The sequence below is a fragment of the Micromonospora sp. NPDC049374 genome (assembly GCF_040677165.1).
Classification (GTDB): Bacteria; Actinomycetota; Actinomycetes; order Mycobacteriales; family Micromonosporaceae; genus Micromonospora.
Map to the genome: position 1 here is coordinate 237,810 of NZ_JBFAQH010000010.1, position 17,097 is coordinate 254,906.

The following is a 17,097-nucleotide window of genomic DNA, read 5'->3' on the forward strand; positions in this document are numbered from 1 at the left end:
ACCGTCGGACCCGCCGCCACACCGGACCGGCCGGGTCGCCGTCGGCACTGCCGGCTCACCGCCGGACCCGCCACACCCAGACGTCCTCGACCCGCTCCGGCTCACCGAAGAGCAGGGCCAGGGTGCGGCGGATGGCCTCCTCGTCCACCGGCCACTTGGCGCCGTGCACCTCGTCGGCGAGTACCACCGTCTCGATCCGCCAGTGCTCCAGGTCGGCGCGGACCTCCTCGCGGGTGCCCTCGGTGACGATCGGCGGCAGACCGCTGCGGGCGGCCTGGTCCAGCAGCGCGCCGAACGGGCGCGGCACCGGACCGATGCGTCCCCGGTCGTCGGGGCCGCCGGGGCCGAGGAAGAAACCGGACGGGATGGCGAACTCGCCCTGCCGGTTCGCCAGCGCGTACGCCTGCCAGCGCTGCCCATCGGGGTAGACGTCCAGGGTGAGCGGCGCCGGAGTCAGCACCCCGCCCGGGGAGACGTGGTCCCGCCAGGCGCCGGAGGTGATGAAGCGTGGGATCGGCTCGCGTTCGCTGGTCAGCAGCGGAGTGGGGAGCAGCGGCACCAGGGCCACCGCGAAGCCGACCGTCCAGGCCACCGCCGCCGGGCGGGAGGGCGGACGTCGACGCAACTTGTCCACCGCGTACGCCAGCAGCAGGCCGATCACCGGCGTCACCACAAGCGCGAACCGGGCGGGTAGCGCGGCATTCACCACCGGCAGATGCCCGAGTACGTCGAAGGGCATCGGCAGGTCGGTGCGCCGGCCGTCGACCTTGGCCACCGGCCCGAAGGAGAGCGCGGTGAACACCACCGCGACGATCCCGAGCGCCCACAGGGTGGCCCGTCGACGTGCGTCACCGGCCCGCCACAGCAGCGCGAAACAGCCGACGGCGAGCACCAGCAGCGGCAGCCCGAAGAAGGAGTTCTCCTCGGTCGGGTTCGGCGCCAGCGAGGTGCCGAGACCGGCCTCGCCCGCCAGTGAGCGGCGCGGGTAGGCGGCGTACGCGGCGATGTCCTCGGAATGGATGACCGCGTCGAAGCCGGTGCCGTGGAACCGCTGCGGCCCGGCGAAGTGCAGCCACAGTGGATAGGCCAGCAGCACCCCGGCGACCACCGCGGTCACCGCCAGCCCGCGCAGGAACGACGGCAGTACGGCGCGGGCCTCGGCCCGGTTGGTCGGGTGCAGCGCCCAGACGGCGACGAAGAGTCCGAGCGCCAGCGCGGTGAAGAAGAGTCCCTCGGCGGCGATCGAGAAGGCGACCGCGACGAGTACGCCGAGGATGGCGCCGTCACGTAGCCAGTGGCCGGGCCGGCGCAGCGCGAACAGCCGCCACACCAGCAGTGGCACCAGCCAGCCGGCGGTCCAGTTCAGGTGGGCGTTGGCGTGCGAGACCATCCCGGGGGAGAAGCCGATGAACAGTCCGCCGACCGCGGCGGCGAGCGGGCTGCGGACCAGGTGCCGGGAGAGCAGCCAGTACCAGGCGACGGCGGTGGCGGCCAGGTTGAGGGTGAGGACCACCAGGAAGGTGGCCGGCGGGCCGATCAGGTACGTCAGCGGGGCGAAGACCGCCGCGTACACGGTGATCGAGGTGTTGACCGCGAGGTTCACCCCGTCCGGGACGTTGATCAGATAGGTGAAGAGGGGGTTCTCCCCATGGGTCAGCGCGTGCCCGCCGAAGGCCAGCAGCCACTCGAACAGCGCCTGGTCGCTGGAGTTGACGGTGATCGCCCGCCCGTTCGGGTCGATCCACAGCCCGCTGGTCACCCAGACGGCGAGCGCCAACGCGACAAGCACCACGGTCAGGTCGGCGCGGCGGTCGCGAGCGATCCGCGACGGCGACGGTGAGGCGGGCGCGGACGCCACGGACGGGGAGGTGGGCACCTAGCGGACGTTACCAACCGCACCGGGACACGCCGGTCAGACCCGGCAGGTAGGCGGCTACCCGCCCCGCCACACCCGGACATCGACGAATGTGTGCACGGACACCATGTCATCGGTGCGACACAACTGCGTAACGTCGCGGCAATCATTGGTGATCCAGCTCACAATCATGGAGGCTCTCGTGCGCCGAACCCGTACCCGGCTCGCCGGTGCGCTGGCCGGGCTGGCCCTCGCGGCCACCGCGCTGGTGGCCGTCGCCGCTCCCGCCCAGGCCGCGTCCCTGACCCAGGTCACCGGCTTCGGCTCCAACCCCGGCAACCTCGCCATGTACGCGTACCGACCGGACAATCTGCCCTCCGGTGCCCCGGCCGTGGTGCTACTGCACGGCTGTGCCCAGAACGCCAGCGGCTACTTCGCCAACTCCGGCTGGCAGAAGTACGCCGACCAGTGGCGGTTCGCGCTGATCGTGCCCGAGCAGCGGTCGGCCAACAACTCCAGTTCCTGCTTCAACTGGTTCGAGACCGGCGACACGTCCCGAGGGCAGGGCGAGGCGCTCTCCATCAAGCAGATGGTCGACCACGCCCGATCGGCGTACGGCACGGCCGCCAACCGGGTCTACGTCAGCGGGCTGTCGGCCGGCGGGGCGATGAGCGCCACCATGCTGGCGACCTACCCGGACGTCTTCGCCGGTGGCTCGATCATCGCCGGGCTGCCGCACCGCTGCGCCACCAGCATGATCAACGCCTTCTCCTGCATGAGCCCCGGCGTGGACAAGACTCCCGCGCAGTGGGGTGACCTGGTCCGCAACGCCCACCCCGGCTACTCCGGTGCCCGTCCGAAGGTGGCCATCTGGCACGGCACCAGTGACTACACGGTGGCGACGGCGAACGCCACCGAATCGCGCGACCAGTGGACCAACGTGCTCGGTGTGTCGCAGTCGCCCACCAGTACCCGGCAACTCCCGGCGGGCACCAGCGTCGAGGTGTACGGCAACGACGTGGTCCGCGTACACCGGGTCTCCGGCATGGGGCACGGCACCCCCGTCGACCCGGGCTCGGGCGCGGACCAGTGCGGTACCGCCGCCGCATACTTCCTGGACACCATCTGCTCGACGTACCACGACGCGGTCTTCTTCGGCCTCAACGGCGGCGCGACCCCGACCCCGACCCCGACCGCGAGCCCGACCCCGACCGCGTCACCCACCCCGACTGCGAGCCCGACCCCCACCGGCACCCCGACCTGCATCACCGCCAGCAACTACGCCCACGTCACCGCCGGCCGCGCCTACCACTCCGCCGGCTACGCCTACGCCAACGGCTCCAACCAGCGGATGGGCCTCTACAACACCTTCTACACCACCACCCTGCGCCAGACCGCCCCCAACCACTGGGTAATCGGCTGCTGACCCATCCCCACCCCACCCACCCACCCCCACCCCGTTGATCATGAGGTTAGCGGCAGTCCTGGAGATCATCTTCGCCGCTAACCTCATGATCAACGCGTGCACGGGGAGGGGTGGGCCGGGTCAGGGTGGGCCGGGTCAGGCTTCGAGGGCGGCTTGGAGGGCGGTGCGGAGGTCGGGGTGGCGGAAGGTGAACTGGGCGCGGTTCAGGACGCCGGGGAGGACGCGGGTGCTGGTGAGGGCCTCCTGAGCGAAGCCGCCCAGGGCGACCTTCAGGGCCAGCGCCGGGATCGGGATGACCGCGGGGCGGTTCAGTTGGCGGGCCAGCTCGCGGGTGAACTCGGCGTTGGTGACCGGGGCCGGGCCGACCACGTTGACCGGCCCGGCGAGGTCGGCCCGGGCCAGCAGGAACGTGGTGGCGTTGAGCCAGTCGGTCATCGAGATCCACGGAATCCACTGTCGGCCGCTGCCGAGCCGGCCCGCGATGCCAAGCTTGAACGGCAGCAGTTGCGGCTTGAGCAGCCCACCGTCGCGGTGCAGCGGCAGCCCGGTGCGCAGCCGCACCACCCGTACCCCGGCATCCTCGGCCGGCCGGGTGGCCGCCTCCCACACCCGGGCCACGTCGGCGAGGAAGCCCTCGCCGGCCGGCGCGTCCTCCTCGACCACCCGGTCGCCGGTGTTGCCGTACCAGCCGATCGCCGAGGCGTTCAACAGCACCTCCGGCCGGTCGGCAACCGGCAGACCGGCGATCGTGGTGGCCAGGGTGCTGGTGGTGTCCACCCGGCTGGACCGGATCAGCTGCCGATACCTGTCGTTCCAGCGCCGGTCGCCGACACCCGCGCCGGCCAGGTTGATCACCGCGTCGGCCTCGGCGACCACCGTCGGGTCCAACTGCGCCGCCGACGGCGACCATCGTCGCTCGTCGGCGGCGCGCGGCGGCCGTCGTACCAGCCGGGTCACCTGGTGCCCGTCGGCGACGAGCAGGTCGACCAGCCGGGTGCCGAGGAAGCCGGACGCGCCGGCCATGAGGATCCGCATGCCCTCCATCTTCGGGTACGCGCGGCGGCCCGGCTGCGTCGAGTCGGTCACGCCCGCGTGGCGGCCCCGTCCGGACGTAGCTCCGACAGGTGCCGCTCGACCTCCGCGTAGGCGTCGGCGGGCAGCGGCCCGAGGGCGAGCACCCGGGTGTTCTCCTCGACCTGGGCCACCGTGCGGAAGCCGGGAATCGGCACCGTACGCGGGCTGCGGGCCAGCAGCCAGCCGAGCGCGCCCTGGGCGAGGGTACGGCCGTCGGCGGTGAGTGCCGCGCGTACCTGTGCCACCCGCTGTGCCCACTGCGGTGCCGGTTGGCCGTCGGTGAACCAGGGCAACCACTCCGGTGCCCGCCCCCGCACGTCGTCGTCGCCAAGCGACCGGGTCGCGGCCGTCAGCAGCCCCATCGCCAGCGGCCCCCGGTTGATGCTGGCCAGGTCGTACTTGTCGCAGACCGCAAGCATCTCGGCGTTGTCCCGCAGCACGGACTGGTCGTGCTGGATCGCCGTGCAGTGCGGGGCGGCCGGGGCGAAGTCGGCAGCCGAGTCGGGGTGGTCGGTGCTCCACCCGTACGCCCGGATCTTGCCCTGGGTGACCAGGCCCTCCAGCGTGTCGACCAGGTCGAGCGCGAGCGCCGGAGCCAGATCGTTCAGGTGCAGCTGCAACAGGTCGACATGATCGGTGTCGAGCCGGCGCAGCGACGCCTCCAGACTCGCCACCGCGTACTCGGGCCGGTGGTCCTCGCCGGTGGCCCGGCGGGTCGCCTCGTCGGAGGTGAAGCCGAACTTGGTGGCGATCACCACCTGGTCGCGCCGCCCGGCGACCGCCCGACCGAGCACCCGCTCGCTGTGCCCGGCCCCGTAGTTGCTGGCCGTGTCGAAGAACGTCACCCCGTGCCCGATCGCCGCGTGCACGGCCCGCACCGACTCCTCGTCGTCGACCTCGCCCCAGCCCAACGGCTGCCGGTCGTCGCCCCACAGCGGCCCGCCGATCGCCCAGCACCCCATGCCGATGGCGCTGACCTCGATCCCGCTGCGACCCAGTTTCCGTGTCATCGTCATGCCGCCAAGCGTCGCGTTTAGAGCACACTCGAAGTCAAGCGCGCCCTACGCGACCTCGTGGGCGGGGGTGGCGGTGGCGCGTACGGAGGTGAGGATCGCGTCGATGCGGTCCACGTCGGCGGCACCGACACCGCTGTCGGCGAGCATCCATTCCAACTCGACGAGGTCGGTGGGGGAGGGTCACGTCCTGCCACCACTCGTCGCTGGCGACCTCGTCCAGCAGCTCTCGGTCGGTGCGGTCGGGCGGTCGGCAGCCGTCAAGGTGGTGGCCGAGGTCATTTGATGCCGTGGAGGATGCAGGCGGCCAGGTCCCGCAGCCGGTCGAGGCTCGCGACGTAGTAGCTCTCGGGTTCTGGCCGAGGGAAGCTGGGGTGCGCGGTATGCCCGGCAACCCAACTCGGGATCGAGCGACAGCCCTCCACAAGCCACTGGTCGGGCGCCTCGCGGCGGTCGTACCGCTCACAGACGACGCGCATCGCCGCCGCCAGGCGGGCGAAGGCCGCGCGATCCCATTCCAGGTCGATGCGTAGCTGCAACAGGAAGGAGCCGTCATCGGCCCCGAACTCGCTCCGCAACACGGCGAGCGCTTCTTCGACCGGCTGCTCGCGTCCTCCGCTCACGAGGGCAGCGTAGCCAGCCGAAGCTGCTCGCACCGATGACCGTCTGGCAATCTTGGCCGGATGGATCTGACGGAAGAGTTCGAGTGGCGCGGACGTACGGTCCGATGGGGTCGGACGGGTTCCGGGCCCGCCGTCGTGTTGTGCCACGGGACGCCGTGGTCGTCGCAGTTGTGGGGCCCCTACGCCGAGGCCCTGAGCGACCAGTTCACGGTCTACCTGTGGGACATGCCCGGTTACGGGCTCTCCTCGAAGCTGCCAGAGCACCGGGTGTCGCTGGACGTCCAGGGTGAGTTGCTGGCCGACCTCCTCTCGTACTGGGAGCTGCCGTCCCCACATGTCGTGGCGCACGACTACGGCGGCGCCGTCGCGCTGCGGGCTCGTCTCCTGCACGGCTGTTCGTTCGCGTCGCTGGCGCTTGTCGACGTGGTGGCGCTCGCTCCCTGGGGGTCGGATTTCTTCCGGCTGGTACGCGAGAACGCCGACGTTTTCAGCGCCATGCCGCCCGCCGTCCACGAAGGAGCACTCCGGGCCTACATCGCCGGAGCCAGCCACCGGGGTCTCACACCCGACCAGATGCAGGCACTCGTGTCTCCGTGGCTCGATGCGACCGGGCAGGCCGCTTTCTACCGGCAGATCGCCCAGGCGGACCAGCGCTACACCGACGAGATCCAGGACCTTTACCCCCGTCTGGACCTGCCGGTCCTGGTGGTGTGGGGCACGGACGACACCTGGATTCCGGTCGACCGTGCCCACCGACTGACCGACCTCATCCCGGGCACCCAGCTCAAGCTGATCGAGGAAGCAGGTCACCTGATCCAGCTCGACCAGCCCGTACAACTGGCCATGACGCTGCACCGTTGGCTCACCGCGCAGGCCCTGCTGGGCCGGTGATTCGTGCGGCCCGCTCACCCAGGCGGCAGGTCGGCGCATACCTGAACGTCATCGCCTCGCATGATCGACCCGGACTCTTTGCGCAACTCCCGCTGGGTGATCTCCCGGGGCGCGTGCTCTGCCATAGCCCCACGCTGGGGGAGGAAGCTGCGACTCGCCCGGATCGTGGGTCAGGTCGTGCCGGGGGGTTGGCCGTGCCAGCGGGCGCGGTAGGCGGCCTCGTGGGTCTCGTGGGCGGTGCGCTCCTCGAAGACCACCGCGCGCAGCGTGTGCCGGGCCTCGGACATCAGGATGACCTCGGCGAAGACCAGGCCGATGCAGATCGCGGTGAGCAGGCCGAGGGCGGCCAGGCCCGGCATCGGCATGGCGACCGGGACGCCGATGACGAGGACGACAAGCGTGGCGACCCGGGTCCAGGACAGCGTGTGCAGGGTGCGTAGCTGGAAGAGCATGTTCCCGAGCAGGTAGAGGAACACCCCGCCGAACAGCATCGGCACGTCCGGCCCATGCGCCGGCTCGGTCACCGGTACGCCGGGTTCGGCGACGTCGTGCACGATGCCCTCGGCGCCGAGGGCGAACAGGATGATCCCGGCGATCATCGGCAGGTAGAGGTAGGCGTAGGCGTCGCGGGCCATCAGCACCCGGGCGGGACCGAGGGTGGCGTGCAGGGCGATCCGGGCGGCCGGGCCGATCAGGTCGTAGTGCGCCCACCAGAGGGCGGCGGTGAAGAAGATTCCGAGCACGGCGGCGGTCACCCCGGGCCAGGTCGGTGCCTGACCGAGCAGGTTGCTGCCGACGCCGACGGAGATCACCGATTCGCCGAGCGCGATGATCAGGATCAGGTCGTACCGTTCGGTCCAGTGCTCCGCCGAGGTCACCTGCCAGCCCCAGGTGCGGGCCAGCAGCCCGGTGCCGTACTGGAGCAGCACCACGGTCACCCAGAGCGCGTCCCGAACGAGGGCGGCGGTCCCGGCATCGGCGATGTGGGTGGGTAGCAGCGCGGCCACCAGCAGCAGAATTGTGCTCAGCGCCAGCTCGGGGGCGTAGCGGAGCAGTTGCCGGCGTTCCGCCGGATTGTCGCGTACGACGTGCAGGAACAGGATCAGGTGGATGGCCCGGATGACCACGTAGCTGACCGCGACGACGACCGGCCCCGCCTCGTCCTTGTGGTCCATGAACGCCTGCGGCAGGGCGAGGGCGAAGCAGAACAGCGCGGCCATCCCGACGACCATCAGCACCGGCACGAAACCCTCGCCGATGCGGATCCGGGTGGCCACCACCGTGTGCACCACCCAGCACCACCAGAGCACGGCCAGCACGAGGGCGGCGTGCAGCAGTTGGCGACCGTTGATGTTGGCGGCGGTGGCGCGGGTGATGATGAAGAACGAGAAGACGAAGACCAGGTCGAAGAAGATCTCGAACTTGTCGACCCGGGCGCCGGGTGCGATGCCGACGGCCGGCCCGAGCCGCCCCCGCCAGCCCATGTCGCCCACGCGCTGAGTCTGGCAGCGCTGGCCTGGGCGTACGCCCGTTTCCGATCAGTCCGCCCGGCGGTACCGCAGGCCGTCCATCAGCAGGTCGAGCAGGCGTTGGGCCTGGTCGCGCTGCTCCCGTCCACCGGCGGCGAGCGAGACTCCGCTGAGCCCGGCGAGGACGTCGCCGGGGTCCACGTCCGATCGGACGGTGCCGGCCGCCGCGCCCGCCGTCAGCAGTCGGTCCACGGCCGCGATCAGCCGGTCCCGGCTCTGCGCGAACGGGTTGGTGCCGGCTGCGATCACCAGGCGCAGCGCGTCGGCCATCTCCCGCTTGGTGGCGAGGTAGTCGATGAAGTGGTCCATCCAGGCCCGGGTCGCTACCTCCGGTGGTAGCCGTTCGAGTAGCTCGGCGGCGGAGTCGCAGAGGCGTTCCAACTCGTTGCGGTAGGCGGCCTCGACCAAGGCCTCACGGGTGGGGAAGTGTCGGTAGAGCGTGCCGATACCCACTCCCGCGTCGCGGGCGATCTGCTCCAGGGTTACCTCCGCACCGGACCGGGAAAACGCCCGGACGGCCGCCTCCAGCAGTCGCTGGCGGTTGCGCAGCGCGTCGGCGCGCAACGGTCGGGATGGCTGCTCCGGCACGTACTCCTCCTGACAGTCGACCTCCGTCCGGTTGGCAAACGGAGGGTCCTCCGGTTAGCCTGGCGGTAACGGAGGAGCCTCCGCTTCTGATCGTAGCGGCGGACAGACCCGCCGCACATCTGAGACAAGGATGGATCATGACCATCGGCACACCTATCAGCACCCCGTTCACCGCGGAGTCCACCGCGCTGGAGGTCGTCGCAGGCATTGACCTCACCGGCCGTCGGGTCGTCGTCACCGGCGGTGGGTCGGGCATCGGCGTGGAGACCGCCCGGGCGCTCGCGTCCGCCGGTGCCGACGTCACCCTCGCCGTCCGCAAGCCCGAGCAGGGCGACCAGGCAGCGGCGCAGATCATCGGTACGACCGGCAACGACCGGGTCTTCGTGGCCCCGCTCGACCTGGCCGACCCGGCCTCGGTTGCCGCCTTCGTGGCGAACTGGGACGGCCCGCTGCACATCCTGGTCAACAACGCCGGCCTCATGGCCTCGCCGGAGATGCGTACCCCACAGGGCTGGGAGATGCAGTTCGCCACCAACCACCTGGGGCACTTCGCGCTCGCCACCGGACTGCGCCCGGCACTCGCCGCCGCGCAGGGCGCCCGGATCGTCTCGGTCAGTTCGGCGGCGCACCTGCGCTCGCCGGTCGTCTTCGACGACATCCACTTCGAGCGCCGGGCCTACGAGCCCTGGGCCGCGTACGGGCAGTCCAAGACCGCCAACATCCTCTTCGCCGTCGAGGCGAGCCGGCGCTGGGCGGACGACGGCATCCTGGTCAACGCGCTGCACCCTGGCTCGATCCGCACCAATCTCCAGCGGTACGTGACCGAGGAGGAACTGGCCAAGCTGCGCGCCCAGAGCGGCCCGGCCGCGCCGTCCTGGAAGACCCCGGAGCAGGGCGCCGCCACCTCCGTCCTGGTGGCCACCTCACCCCTGCTCGACGGTGTCGGCGGCCGCTACTTCGAGGACTGTCAACAGGCCGGCCCCAACCAGCCAGGCACCCGCACCGGCGTAGCCGACTACGCCCTCGACCCCGAATCCGCCCACCACCTCTGGACCACCAGCACCCAAACCCTCACCCCCTAGCCCCAGAACCCAACCCACCCACCCTCCCCGGCCGTGGGGCCGCGTTGATCATGAGGTTGGCGGCACTTTCTGAGATCAAAAACGCCGCTAACCTCATGATCAACAGGCGGGTAGGTGGGTGGGTGGGTAGGCGTGGGGTGGGTGGGGGCAGTAGGGCGCCCCGGTCCTTGTGGACCGGGGCGCTCTGCTGCTGTGCTGGGGTTAGAGGCCCAGTTCGGCTTCGAAGTTGCCGGCTTCCAGGCGCTCCTTGACGGCGGTGAGGAAGCGGGCGGCGTCGGCGCCGTCGATCAGCCGGTGGTCGTAGGACAGAGCCAGGTAGACCATCTGGCGTACCGCGATGACCTCGCCCAGATCCGGGTCGTTCACCACGACCGGACGCTTGACCACGGCACCCGTACCCAGCATCGCCGACTGCGGCGACGGCACGATCGGGGTGTCGAAGAGGGCACCCCGGCTGCCGGTGTTGGTCAGCGTGAAGGTCGCACCGGCGATCTCGTCCGGGCTGATCTTGTTGGTCCGGGTCCGCTCGGCCAGGTCGGCGACCCGCTTGGCGATACCGCCCAGGTTGAGGTCACCGGCGTTGTGGATGACCGGCACCAGCAGGCCCCGCTCGGTGTCCACCGCGATGCCGAGGTTCTCGGCGTCCGGGTAGGTGATCGTCCCGCCGTCCAGATCCATGCTGGCGTTGACGATCGGGTACGCCTGGAGCGCCTCGATGGCCGCGAGCGCGAAGAACGGCAGGAACGACAGCTTGACGCCGTGCCGCTGCTGGAACGACTCCTTGGCCTGCGCCCGCAGCTTGGCGACCTTGGTGACGTCCACCTCGACCACCGTGGTCAGCTGCGCCATCTCGTGCAGCGACGACAGCATCCGCTTGGCGATGGCCGCGCGGATGCGCGGCAGCTTCTCGGTGGTGCCCCGCTTGGCGCTCGGCTGCGGCTTGGCGGCCGGCTTCGTCGGGGTGGCCGCGGCCGGCTGGGCCGCCGCCGGGGCGGGAGCGGCCTTGGCGGCGCGGGCCTTCTCCGCCGCCTCCAGCACGTCCTGCTTGCGGATCCGACCGCCGACACCGGTGCCGTTGACCGAGGCGAGGTCCACGTTGTGCTCGCTGGCCAGCTTGCGTACCAGCGGCGTCACGTAACCGGCCGCCTGCTCGCCGCCGTTGGACGGTGCCGCCGCGCGCTGTGGGGTGGGGGCTGCCGGCTGCGCCGCCTGCTCGGCCTTGACCGGCTCCTGCGCCGTCTCGGCCTCGGCGGCCGGCTCGTTGTACGACAGGCCGGGCGTCGGCTCGGACACCTTCGGTTCCGGCTTCGCCTGCGGCTCGGGCTGCGGCTTCGGCTCGGGCTTCGCCTCCGGCTCGGGCTTCGGCTCCGGCTTCGCCTCGGCCGGCGCGCCACCGGCGGCACCGACCACGGCCAGGGTCGCACCGACCTCGGCGGTCTCGTCCTCGGCGACCTTGATCTCCAGGACGGTACCGGCGACCGGTGAGGGGATCTCCGTGTCGACCTTGTCGGTGGAGACCTCCAGCAGCGGCTCGTCGACCTCGACGGTCTCGCCGACCTGCTTGAGCCAGCGGGTGACCGTACCCTCGGTGACGCTCTCGCCCAGGGCCGGCATCTGCACCGGGGTGCCCTCGCCCGACGGCGCCGGGGCCGCCTGCGCCGGCTGCTCGGCCGGCTCCTCGACGGCCGGCTGCTCCGCCTCGGCCTCGGGCTCCTCGGCCGCCTCCGCGGCCTGCTCGGCCGGGGCCTCCTGCTGCTGCGGGGCGGCTCCGCCGCCAGCCGACTCGCCCTCGCCGGAGATCACCGCCAGCTCGCTGCCGACCTCGGCCGTCTCGTCCTCGCCCACCACGATCCGGGTCAGCACCCCGGCCGCCGGGGACGGAATCTCGGTGTCGACCTTGTCGGTGGAAACCTCGAGCAGCGGCTCGTCGACCTCGACGGTGTCACCCTCCTGCTTGAGCCAGCGCGTGACGGTGCCCTCGGTGACGCTCTCGCCGAGCCGGGGCATGGTGACCGATACCGGCATGTTCTCCAGACTCCTTCATTTCCCTGGTGGGGGGAGCGTCGCCCGTCGCCGGACGCCGCGGGTACGTCGTGGTCAGGCGTGTGCGTGCAGCGGCTTGCCGGCGAGTGCGAGGTGCGCCTCGCCCAGGGCCTCGTTCTGCGTCGGGTGGGCGTGCACGAGCTGCGCCACCTCGCCCGGGTACGCCTCCCAGTTGTAGATCAGCTGCGCCTCGCCGACCAGCTCGCCGACCCGCGCGCCGATCATGTGCACGCCGACCACCGGACCGTCCTCGACCCGCACCAGCTTCACGAAACCGGCCGTCTTGAGGATCTGGCTCTTGCCGTTGCCGCCGAGGTTGTAGTTGTAGGTCTTGATCTTGTCAGCGCCGTACTGCTCCTTGGCCTTCGCCTCGGTGAGGCCGACCGACGCCAGCTCCGGGTCGCTGTAGGTGACCCGGGGAATGCCCGCCTCGTCGATTACCGCCGGGTTCTGGCCGGCGATCTCCTCGGCGACGAAGATGCCCTGCTGGAAACCGCGGTGGGCGAGCTGGAGGCCGGGCACGATGTCGCCCACGGCGTAGACGTTCGGCACGTTGGTGCGCAGCCGCTCGTCGGTCAGCACGTAGCCGCGGTCGAGCTTCACGCCCTGCTCCTCGTAGCCGAGGTCGGCGGTGTTCGGGCCCCGGCCGACGGCGACCAGCAGCAGCTCGGCCTCGACGGTGTCGCCGCCGGCGATTGTCACCTTCACGCCGTTGTCGGTCTTCTCGACCTTCTCGAACGGCTTGCCGACCTTGAAGTTGATCTTCCGTTTGCGGAAGGCCCGCTCCAGCGCCTTCGACGACTCCTCGTCCTCGGCGGCGACCAGCCGGGGCAGCGCCTCGACGATCGTCACGTCCACCCCGAAGGACTTCCACACGCTTGCGAACTCGACGCCGATCACGCCGCCGCCGAGCACGATCGCCGAGGCGGGGACCCGGTCCAGGGTCAGCGCGTGGTCGCTGGTGATGACCCGCTCGCCGTCGATCTCCAGGCCCGGCAGGCTCTTGGCGTACGACCCGGAGGCCAGCACCACGTTGCGGCCGGTGTACCGCTTTCCGTCCACCTCGACCGCGTTCGGCGCGACCAGCTTGCCGTGCCCCTCCACGATCGTGATCGACTTGTTGCCCTTGAGCATGCCCTGCAGGCCCTTGTAGAGCCGCGAGATCACGCCGTCCTTGTACGAGTTGACCCCCGCCATGTCGATGCCGACCAGTTCGGCCTTCACACCGAACTGCTCCGACTCGCGGGTCTGGTCGGCGATCTCGGCGGCATGCAGCAGCGCCTTGGTCGGGATGCATCCGTTGTGCAGACAGGTGCCCCCGAGCTTGCCCTTCTCCACGAGGGCCACGGAGAGGCCCAACTGGGTGGCGCGCAGTGCGGTCGCGTAACCGCCGCTACCACCTCCGAGGATGACGATGTCGAAGGTTGCGTCGTTCGGCTCGCTCACGTCCAACTCCCAGGTCGCTTCGCTGCATCGGGGGTCACGGCGGGGTAACACGGACACACCCCACCTCGGCCATCTTGTCACCACCGCGTCGCACCCGCGTACCGAGGTGCCCAACGACACGTCGCCGCCACGTACCCTTGGCTCTGCCTTCGATACGCCACGACTGGGGAGACGGCTCGGTGGGACTGTTCCGGCGAAGCAAGCGGGCACGTGCGGCTGACCCTGACCGTACGGCCAATCGTGCCGATCTGGAGCATCTTGAGAACTTCATCCGTACCCGTAACGGCGTCGAGGCGTACATCGAGCCGCGTACCACCGTCACCGAGACCACCGTGATCCTGATCGCCGACGACGGCGAGTGGACCCGACGCCGGATCGACGGGCCGGACGGCGCGCGGCGGTTCGCGTACCGGCTGAGCATCCCGATCTACGACGTGGCGCTGATGGGCTACCCGCAACGCATGCGCGACTACAACGAGCGCCGCAAACGCCGCCCCGAGCAGTACTGACGGCCCGCCGGGGCCCCTCACCCAACGACAAGGGGCCCCGCACACACCTCAGCCGTTGGCGGCTACGTCGTCGATCAGGTGGAGCAGGGTACGGACGGGGACGCCGGTGCCGCCCTTGGTCCAGTAGCCGGTCGCCTCGCCCGAGTGGTACGAGGGACCGGCGATGTCGATGTGCGCCCAGGCGACGTCGTCGGTGACGAACTCACGCAGGAAGACACCGCCCTGGAGCATGTGGCCGGCCCGGTCCATGCCCGCGTTGACCTGCGAGATGTCGGCGACGTCGGAGTCCATGCCCTTGCGCACGTCGTCCGGCAGCGGCATCGGCCAGGCGGGCTCGCCGACGGCGTCACCGGCGCCGCGGACCCGCTCGCACAGCTCCATCGTGCCCATCACGCCGGAGATCCGCTTGCCCAGCGAGACGACCTGGCCGCCGGTCAGGGTGGAGGTCTCGAACAGATAGTCACAGCCGTCGGCGCAGGCCCGGGCCATCGCGTCACCGAGGATCATGCGGCCCTCGGCGTCGGTGTTGAGCACCTCCACCTTCTTGCCGTTGAACATGGTGATCACGTCGCCCGGCCGGTACGAGGTGCCCGACGGCATGTTCTCCGCCATCGGCACGTACCCGGTGACCGCCACCGACGGCTTCAGCTCGGCCACCGCCAGCATGGTGGCCGCCACCGCCGCCGCACCGGCCATGTCGGACTTCATCTCCCACATGCCCTGCGCCGGCTTGATCGAGATGCCACCGGTGTCGAAGGTGATGCCCTTGCCGACCAGGGCGACCCGCTTACCGGTGCCGCCACCGTCCGGGGTGTAGGTCAGCTTGACCAGCCGCGGCGGTGCCTCCGATCCCTGACCGACGGCGATGATGCCGCCGTACCCGCCCTCGCGCAGGGCGACCTCGTCGAGCACCTCGACCTCGAGGCCGGCCGCCCGACCGGCCTCCGCAACCGCGTCGGCGAAGGCCGGCGGGCGCAGCTCGTTCGGGGCGATGTTCACCCAGTCGCGGGTACGCCGCACCGCGCCGGCCACCGTCCGGGCCCGGGTCACCTCGGCCTGCGCTGCCGCGTCCGCGGCGTCCGGTACGGCCACCAGCACCTCGGCGACCGGCTCGCGGCGGGCCGGCTGTGGCCGGGTCTTGTACCCGGCGAAGCGGTAACCGCCAAGCAGTGCGCCCTCGGCCACCGCGCGCAGCGCGTCGGCGGCGTCGGCGTCGTCGGGCAGCGGCAGCGTCATCGCCACCCGGGCCGCGCCGGCCAGGGCCCGCACGGCGGCGCCCGCCGCCCGGCGCAGCGTCTCCGGGGCGGGTGCCGCACCACTGGGCTCCGGGCCGAGGCCGACGGCGGCGAGCACCGGCGCGGTGACCGTGCCCAGCGTCGCCAACTTGATCACCTCGCCCGGGCCGCCGGTCGCGCCGAGCAGCGCCAGCGTCTCGGTCAGCTTGCCGTCGAAGGCGGCGGCGATGCTCTCGGCGCCGCTGGCGAGCAGCAGGGCGCCGGCGGGGCCGCTGGTGGCGTCCTGCTCGCCGGTCGTACTGTGCACGCCGATCACGATCGCGTCGACGGCGAGCTCGGCGGGGTCGGTGTCGACCAGGCTCAGGGTGGTGCTGGGCGATGTCACGGAGGCTGCTCCCGGGCGGGCCGGGCCGGTCGCGTGGTGGCGTACCGGCGGTGGAGTTCCCCGGCGGATGATTTACCCGCCGGACGTCATTGCTGCCCCGCCGGGTGATCCGGCGGTCCCGCCGATGCTAACCAGCCCGCTGCGTCCCGGTAAGTTGCCACCCATGACCGAGGTGACCACCGACGCCGCCGCGACCCGGCTGCGTCGTTCTCCGCTGGGCGGCCGGCACACCGCGCTCGGCGCCAAGTTCGCTCCGTTCGGCGGCTGGGAAATGCCCCTGGAGTACGCCGGCGGCGGGGTGCTGCGCGAGCACACCGCGGTGCGTACCGGTGTCGGCGTGTTCGACGTGTCACACCTGGGCAAGGTGCGGGTGGCCGGGCCGGGGGCGGCGGATTTCGTCAACGCCTGCCTCAGCAACGACCTGGGCCGCATCGGGTCGGGCCGGGCGCAGTACACCCTCTGTTGCGACGAGGCGACCGGCGGGGTGGTCGACGACATCATCGCCTACCTGTACGCCGACGACCACGTCTTCCTCATCCCGAACGCGGCGAACAGCGCCGAGGTGGTACGCCGGCTGCGCGCCGCCGCGCCGCCGCAGGTCACGATCACCGACGAACACGAGGGGTACGCCGTACTGGCGGTGCAGGGCCCCCGGTCGGCGGAACTGCTGAGCGGGCTCGGTCTGCCCACCGAGCACGGGTACATGAGCTTCACCTCGGCGACGCTCGGCGCGGTCGAGCTGACCGTCTGCCGTACCGGCTACACCGGCGAGCTGGGCTACGAGCTGGTCGTCCCGGCCGGCGACGCGGTAGCGGTGTGGGACGCGTTGTTCGCCGCCGAGCCGGCGCCGCAGGCGTGCGGGCTGGCCGCCCGGGACACGCTGCGCACCGAGATGGGGTACCCGCTGCACGGTCAGGACCTCTCGTTGGAGATCACGCCGGTGCAGGCCCGCTCGGGTTGGGCGGTCGGCTGGGACAAGCCGACCTTCTGGGGCCGCGACGCGTTGGTCGCGGAGAAGGCCGCCGGTCCGGCGCGTACGCTGCGCGGCCTGGTCGTCGTCGACCGCGGCATTCCCCGCCCCGGCATGCCCGTGTACGCGGGCGACACCCGGGTCGGCATCGTGACCAGCGGCACCTTCAGCCCCACGCTGAAGCAGGGCATCGCCCTCGCCCTGATCGACACCGCCCCCGCCCTCCCCGACGGCGCCGAGCTGCACGTCGACATCCGCAACCGCCGCACCCCCGTCCACCTGACCCGCCCCCCCTTCATCCACCCCTCCGTCAAATAACCCATCCCACCCACCCACCCACCCACCCACCCACCCACCCACCCACCCCACCAGCAACCGTTGAAAAAGAGGTTAGCGGCAGCTTGAAGATAAAAACCAGCCGCAAACCA

The 17,097-nt window shown here is 71.2% G+C and carries 14 protein-coding genes; 5 read left to right on the plus strand and 9 right to left on the minus strand.

Translation table 11 applies throughout. The features are described 5' to 3' along the window. Positions 1-55: 55 nt before the first annotated feature. Entirely contained in the window at positions 56-1,876 is a 1,821-nt protein-coding gene (locus AB0J93_RS18670) for a DUF2079 domain-containing protein (RefSeq protein ID WP_363923379.1), read from the minus strand. Positions 1,877-2,045: 169 nt separating this feature from the next. On the opposite strand from AB0J93_RS18670, the gene AB0J93_RS18675 reads away from it, so the two are divergent. Continuing rightward, a complete protein-coding gene (locus AB0J93_RS18675; RefSeq protein WP_363923437.1) occupies positions 2,046-3,281 on the plus strand; it encodes a PHB depolymerase family esterase in 1,236 nt (411 codons plus the stop codon). 135 nt (positions 3,282-3,416) lie between these two features. Here AB0J93_RS18675 and AB0J93_RS18680 read toward each other — a convergent pair whose 3' ends face one another. From AB0J93_RS18680 to AB0J93_RS18690, 3 genes are all read right to left on the minus strand, one after another. Next, positions 3,417-4,316 (minus strand): TIGR01777 family oxidoreductase, encoded by a 900-nt coding sequence (locus AB0J93_RS18680; RefSeq protein ID WP_363923381.1) that lies wholly within the window; start codon positions 4,314-4,316, stop codon positions 3,417-3,419. A gap of 47 nt (positions 4,317-4,363) precedes the next feature. Then, positions 4,364-5,371 carry an aldo/keto reductase gene (locus tag AB0J93_RS18685; protein ID WP_363923383.1) on the minus strand — a complete coding sequence of 336 codons (1,008 nt, stop codon included), beginning with the start codon at positions 5,369-5,371 and terminating at the stop codon, positions 4,364-4,366. A 275-nt stretch (positions 5,372-5,646) separates the two neighbouring features. Next, positions 5,647-5,991, minus strand: coding sequence for a hypothetical protein (locus AB0J93_RS18690; RefSeq protein WP_363923385.1), 345 nt, complete (start codon positions 5,989-5,991; stop codon positions 5,647-5,649). Between the two features lie 60 nt (positions 5,992-6,051). Between AB0J93_RS18690 and AB0J93_RS18695 the strand changes: the two genes are divergently transcribed. Continuing rightward, the gene (locus AB0J93_RS18695; protein ID WP_363923387.1) at positions 6,052-6,882 is read left to right on the plus strand and encodes an alpha/beta hydrolase; all 831 of its coding nucleotides are present in this window, start codon (positions 6,052-6,054) and stop codon (positions 6,880-6,882) included. Positions 6,883-7,052: 170 nt separating this feature from the next. On the opposite strand, the gene AB0J93_RS18700 is transcribed toward AB0J93_RS18695, so the two are convergent. Continuing rightward, positions 7,053-8,375: a low temperature requirement protein A gene (locus tag AB0J93_RS18700; RefSeq protein ID WP_363923389.1), complete on the minus strand. Its 1,323-nt coding sequence runs from the start codon at positions 8,373-8,375 to the stop codon at positions 7,053-7,055. Between the two features lie 45 nt (positions 8,376-8,420). Continuing rightward, a complete protein-coding gene (locus AB0J93_RS18705) occupies positions 8,421-8,999 on the minus strand; it encodes a TetR family transcriptional regulator (protein ID WP_363923391.1) in 579 nt (192 codons plus the stop codon). Between the two features lie 137 nt (positions 9,000-9,136). On the opposite strand from AB0J93_RS18705, the gene AB0J93_RS18710 reads away from it, so the two are divergent. Further along, positions 9,137-10,081, plus strand: a complete 945-nt coding sequence (locus AB0J93_RS18710; RefSeq protein ID WP_363923393.1) for an SDR family NAD(P)-dependent oxidoreductase — start codon at positions 9,137-9,139, stop codon at positions 10,079-10,081. Positions 10,082-10,282: 201 nt separating this feature from the next. Here the strand turns inward: AB0J93_RS18710 and sucB are convergent, their stop codons facing one another. Both sucB and lpdA read right to left on the minus strand, forming a co-directional pair. Then, positions 10,283-12,106, minus strand: coding sequence for a 2-oxoglutarate dehydrogenase, E2 component, dihydrolipoamide succinyltransferase (gene sucB / locus AB0J93_RS18715; protein ID WP_363923395.1), 1,824 nt, complete (start codon positions 12,104-12,106; stop codon positions 10,283-10,285). A 72-nt stretch (positions 12,107-12,178) separates the two neighbouring features. After that, a complete protein-coding gene (gene lpdA, locus AB0J93_RS18720) occupies positions 12,179-13,570 on the minus strand; it encodes a dihydrolipoyl dehydrogenase (RefSeq protein WP_363923397.1) in 1,392 nt (463 codons plus the stop codon). Between the two features lie 179 nt (positions 13,571-13,749). Between lpdA and AB0J93_RS18725 the strand changes: the two genes are divergently transcribed. After that, positions 13,750-14,079, plus strand: a complete 330-nt coding sequence (locus AB0J93_RS18725) for a hypothetical protein (protein WP_363923399.1) — start codon at positions 13,750-13,752, stop codon at positions 14,077-14,079. Positions 14,080-14,127: 48 nt separating this feature from the next. On the opposite strand, the gene AB0J93_RS18730 is transcribed toward AB0J93_RS18725, so the two are convergent. Continuing rightward, positions 14,128-15,699, minus strand: a complete 1,572-nt coding sequence (locus AB0J93_RS18730) for a leucyl aminopeptidase (protein WP_363923401.1) — start codon at positions 15,697-15,699, stop codon at positions 14,128-14,130. Positions 15,700-15,862: 163 nt separating this feature from the next. Between AB0J93_RS18730 and gcvT the strand changes: the two genes are divergently transcribed. Then, entirely contained in the window at positions 15,863-16,987 is a 1,125-nt protein-coding gene (gcvT, locus tag AB0J93_RS18735) for a glycine cleavage system aminomethyltransferase GcvT (RefSeq protein ID WP_363923403.1), read from the plus strand. The last annotated feature ends 110 nt before the right edge of the window (positions 16,988-17,097 follow it).

Bases quoted from the DNA above. Each gene is read 5' to 3' on its own strand.
- AB0J93_RS18675 (WP_363923437.1), top strand. From the start codon at position 2,046: ATGGAGGCTCTCGTGCGCCGAACCCGTACCCGGCTCGCCGGTGCGCTG.
- AB0J93_RS18710 (WP_363923393.1), top strand. From the start codon at position 9,137: ATGACCATCGGCACACCTATCAGCACCCCGTTCACCGCGGAGTCCACC.
- AB0J93_RS18695 (WP_363923387.1), top strand. From the start codon at position 6,052: ATGGATCTGACGGAAGAGTTCGAGTGGCGCGGACGTACGGTCCGATGG.
- AB0J93_RS18680 (WP_363923381.1), bottom strand. From the start codon at position 4,316: ATGCGGATCCTCATGGCCGGCGCGTCCGGCTTCCTCGGCACCCGGCTG.
- AB0J93_RS18685 (WP_363923383.1), bottom strand. From the start codon at position 5,371: ATGACGATGACACGGAAACTGGGTCGCAGCGGGATCGAGGTCAGCGCC.
- sucB (WP_363923395.1), bottom strand. From the start codon at position 12,106: ATGCCGGTATCGGTCACCATGCCCCGGCTCGGCGAGAGCGTCACCGAG.
- gcvT (WP_363923403.1), top strand. From the start codon at position 15,863: ATGACCGAGGTGACCACCGACGCCGCCGCGACCCGGCTGCGTCGTTCT.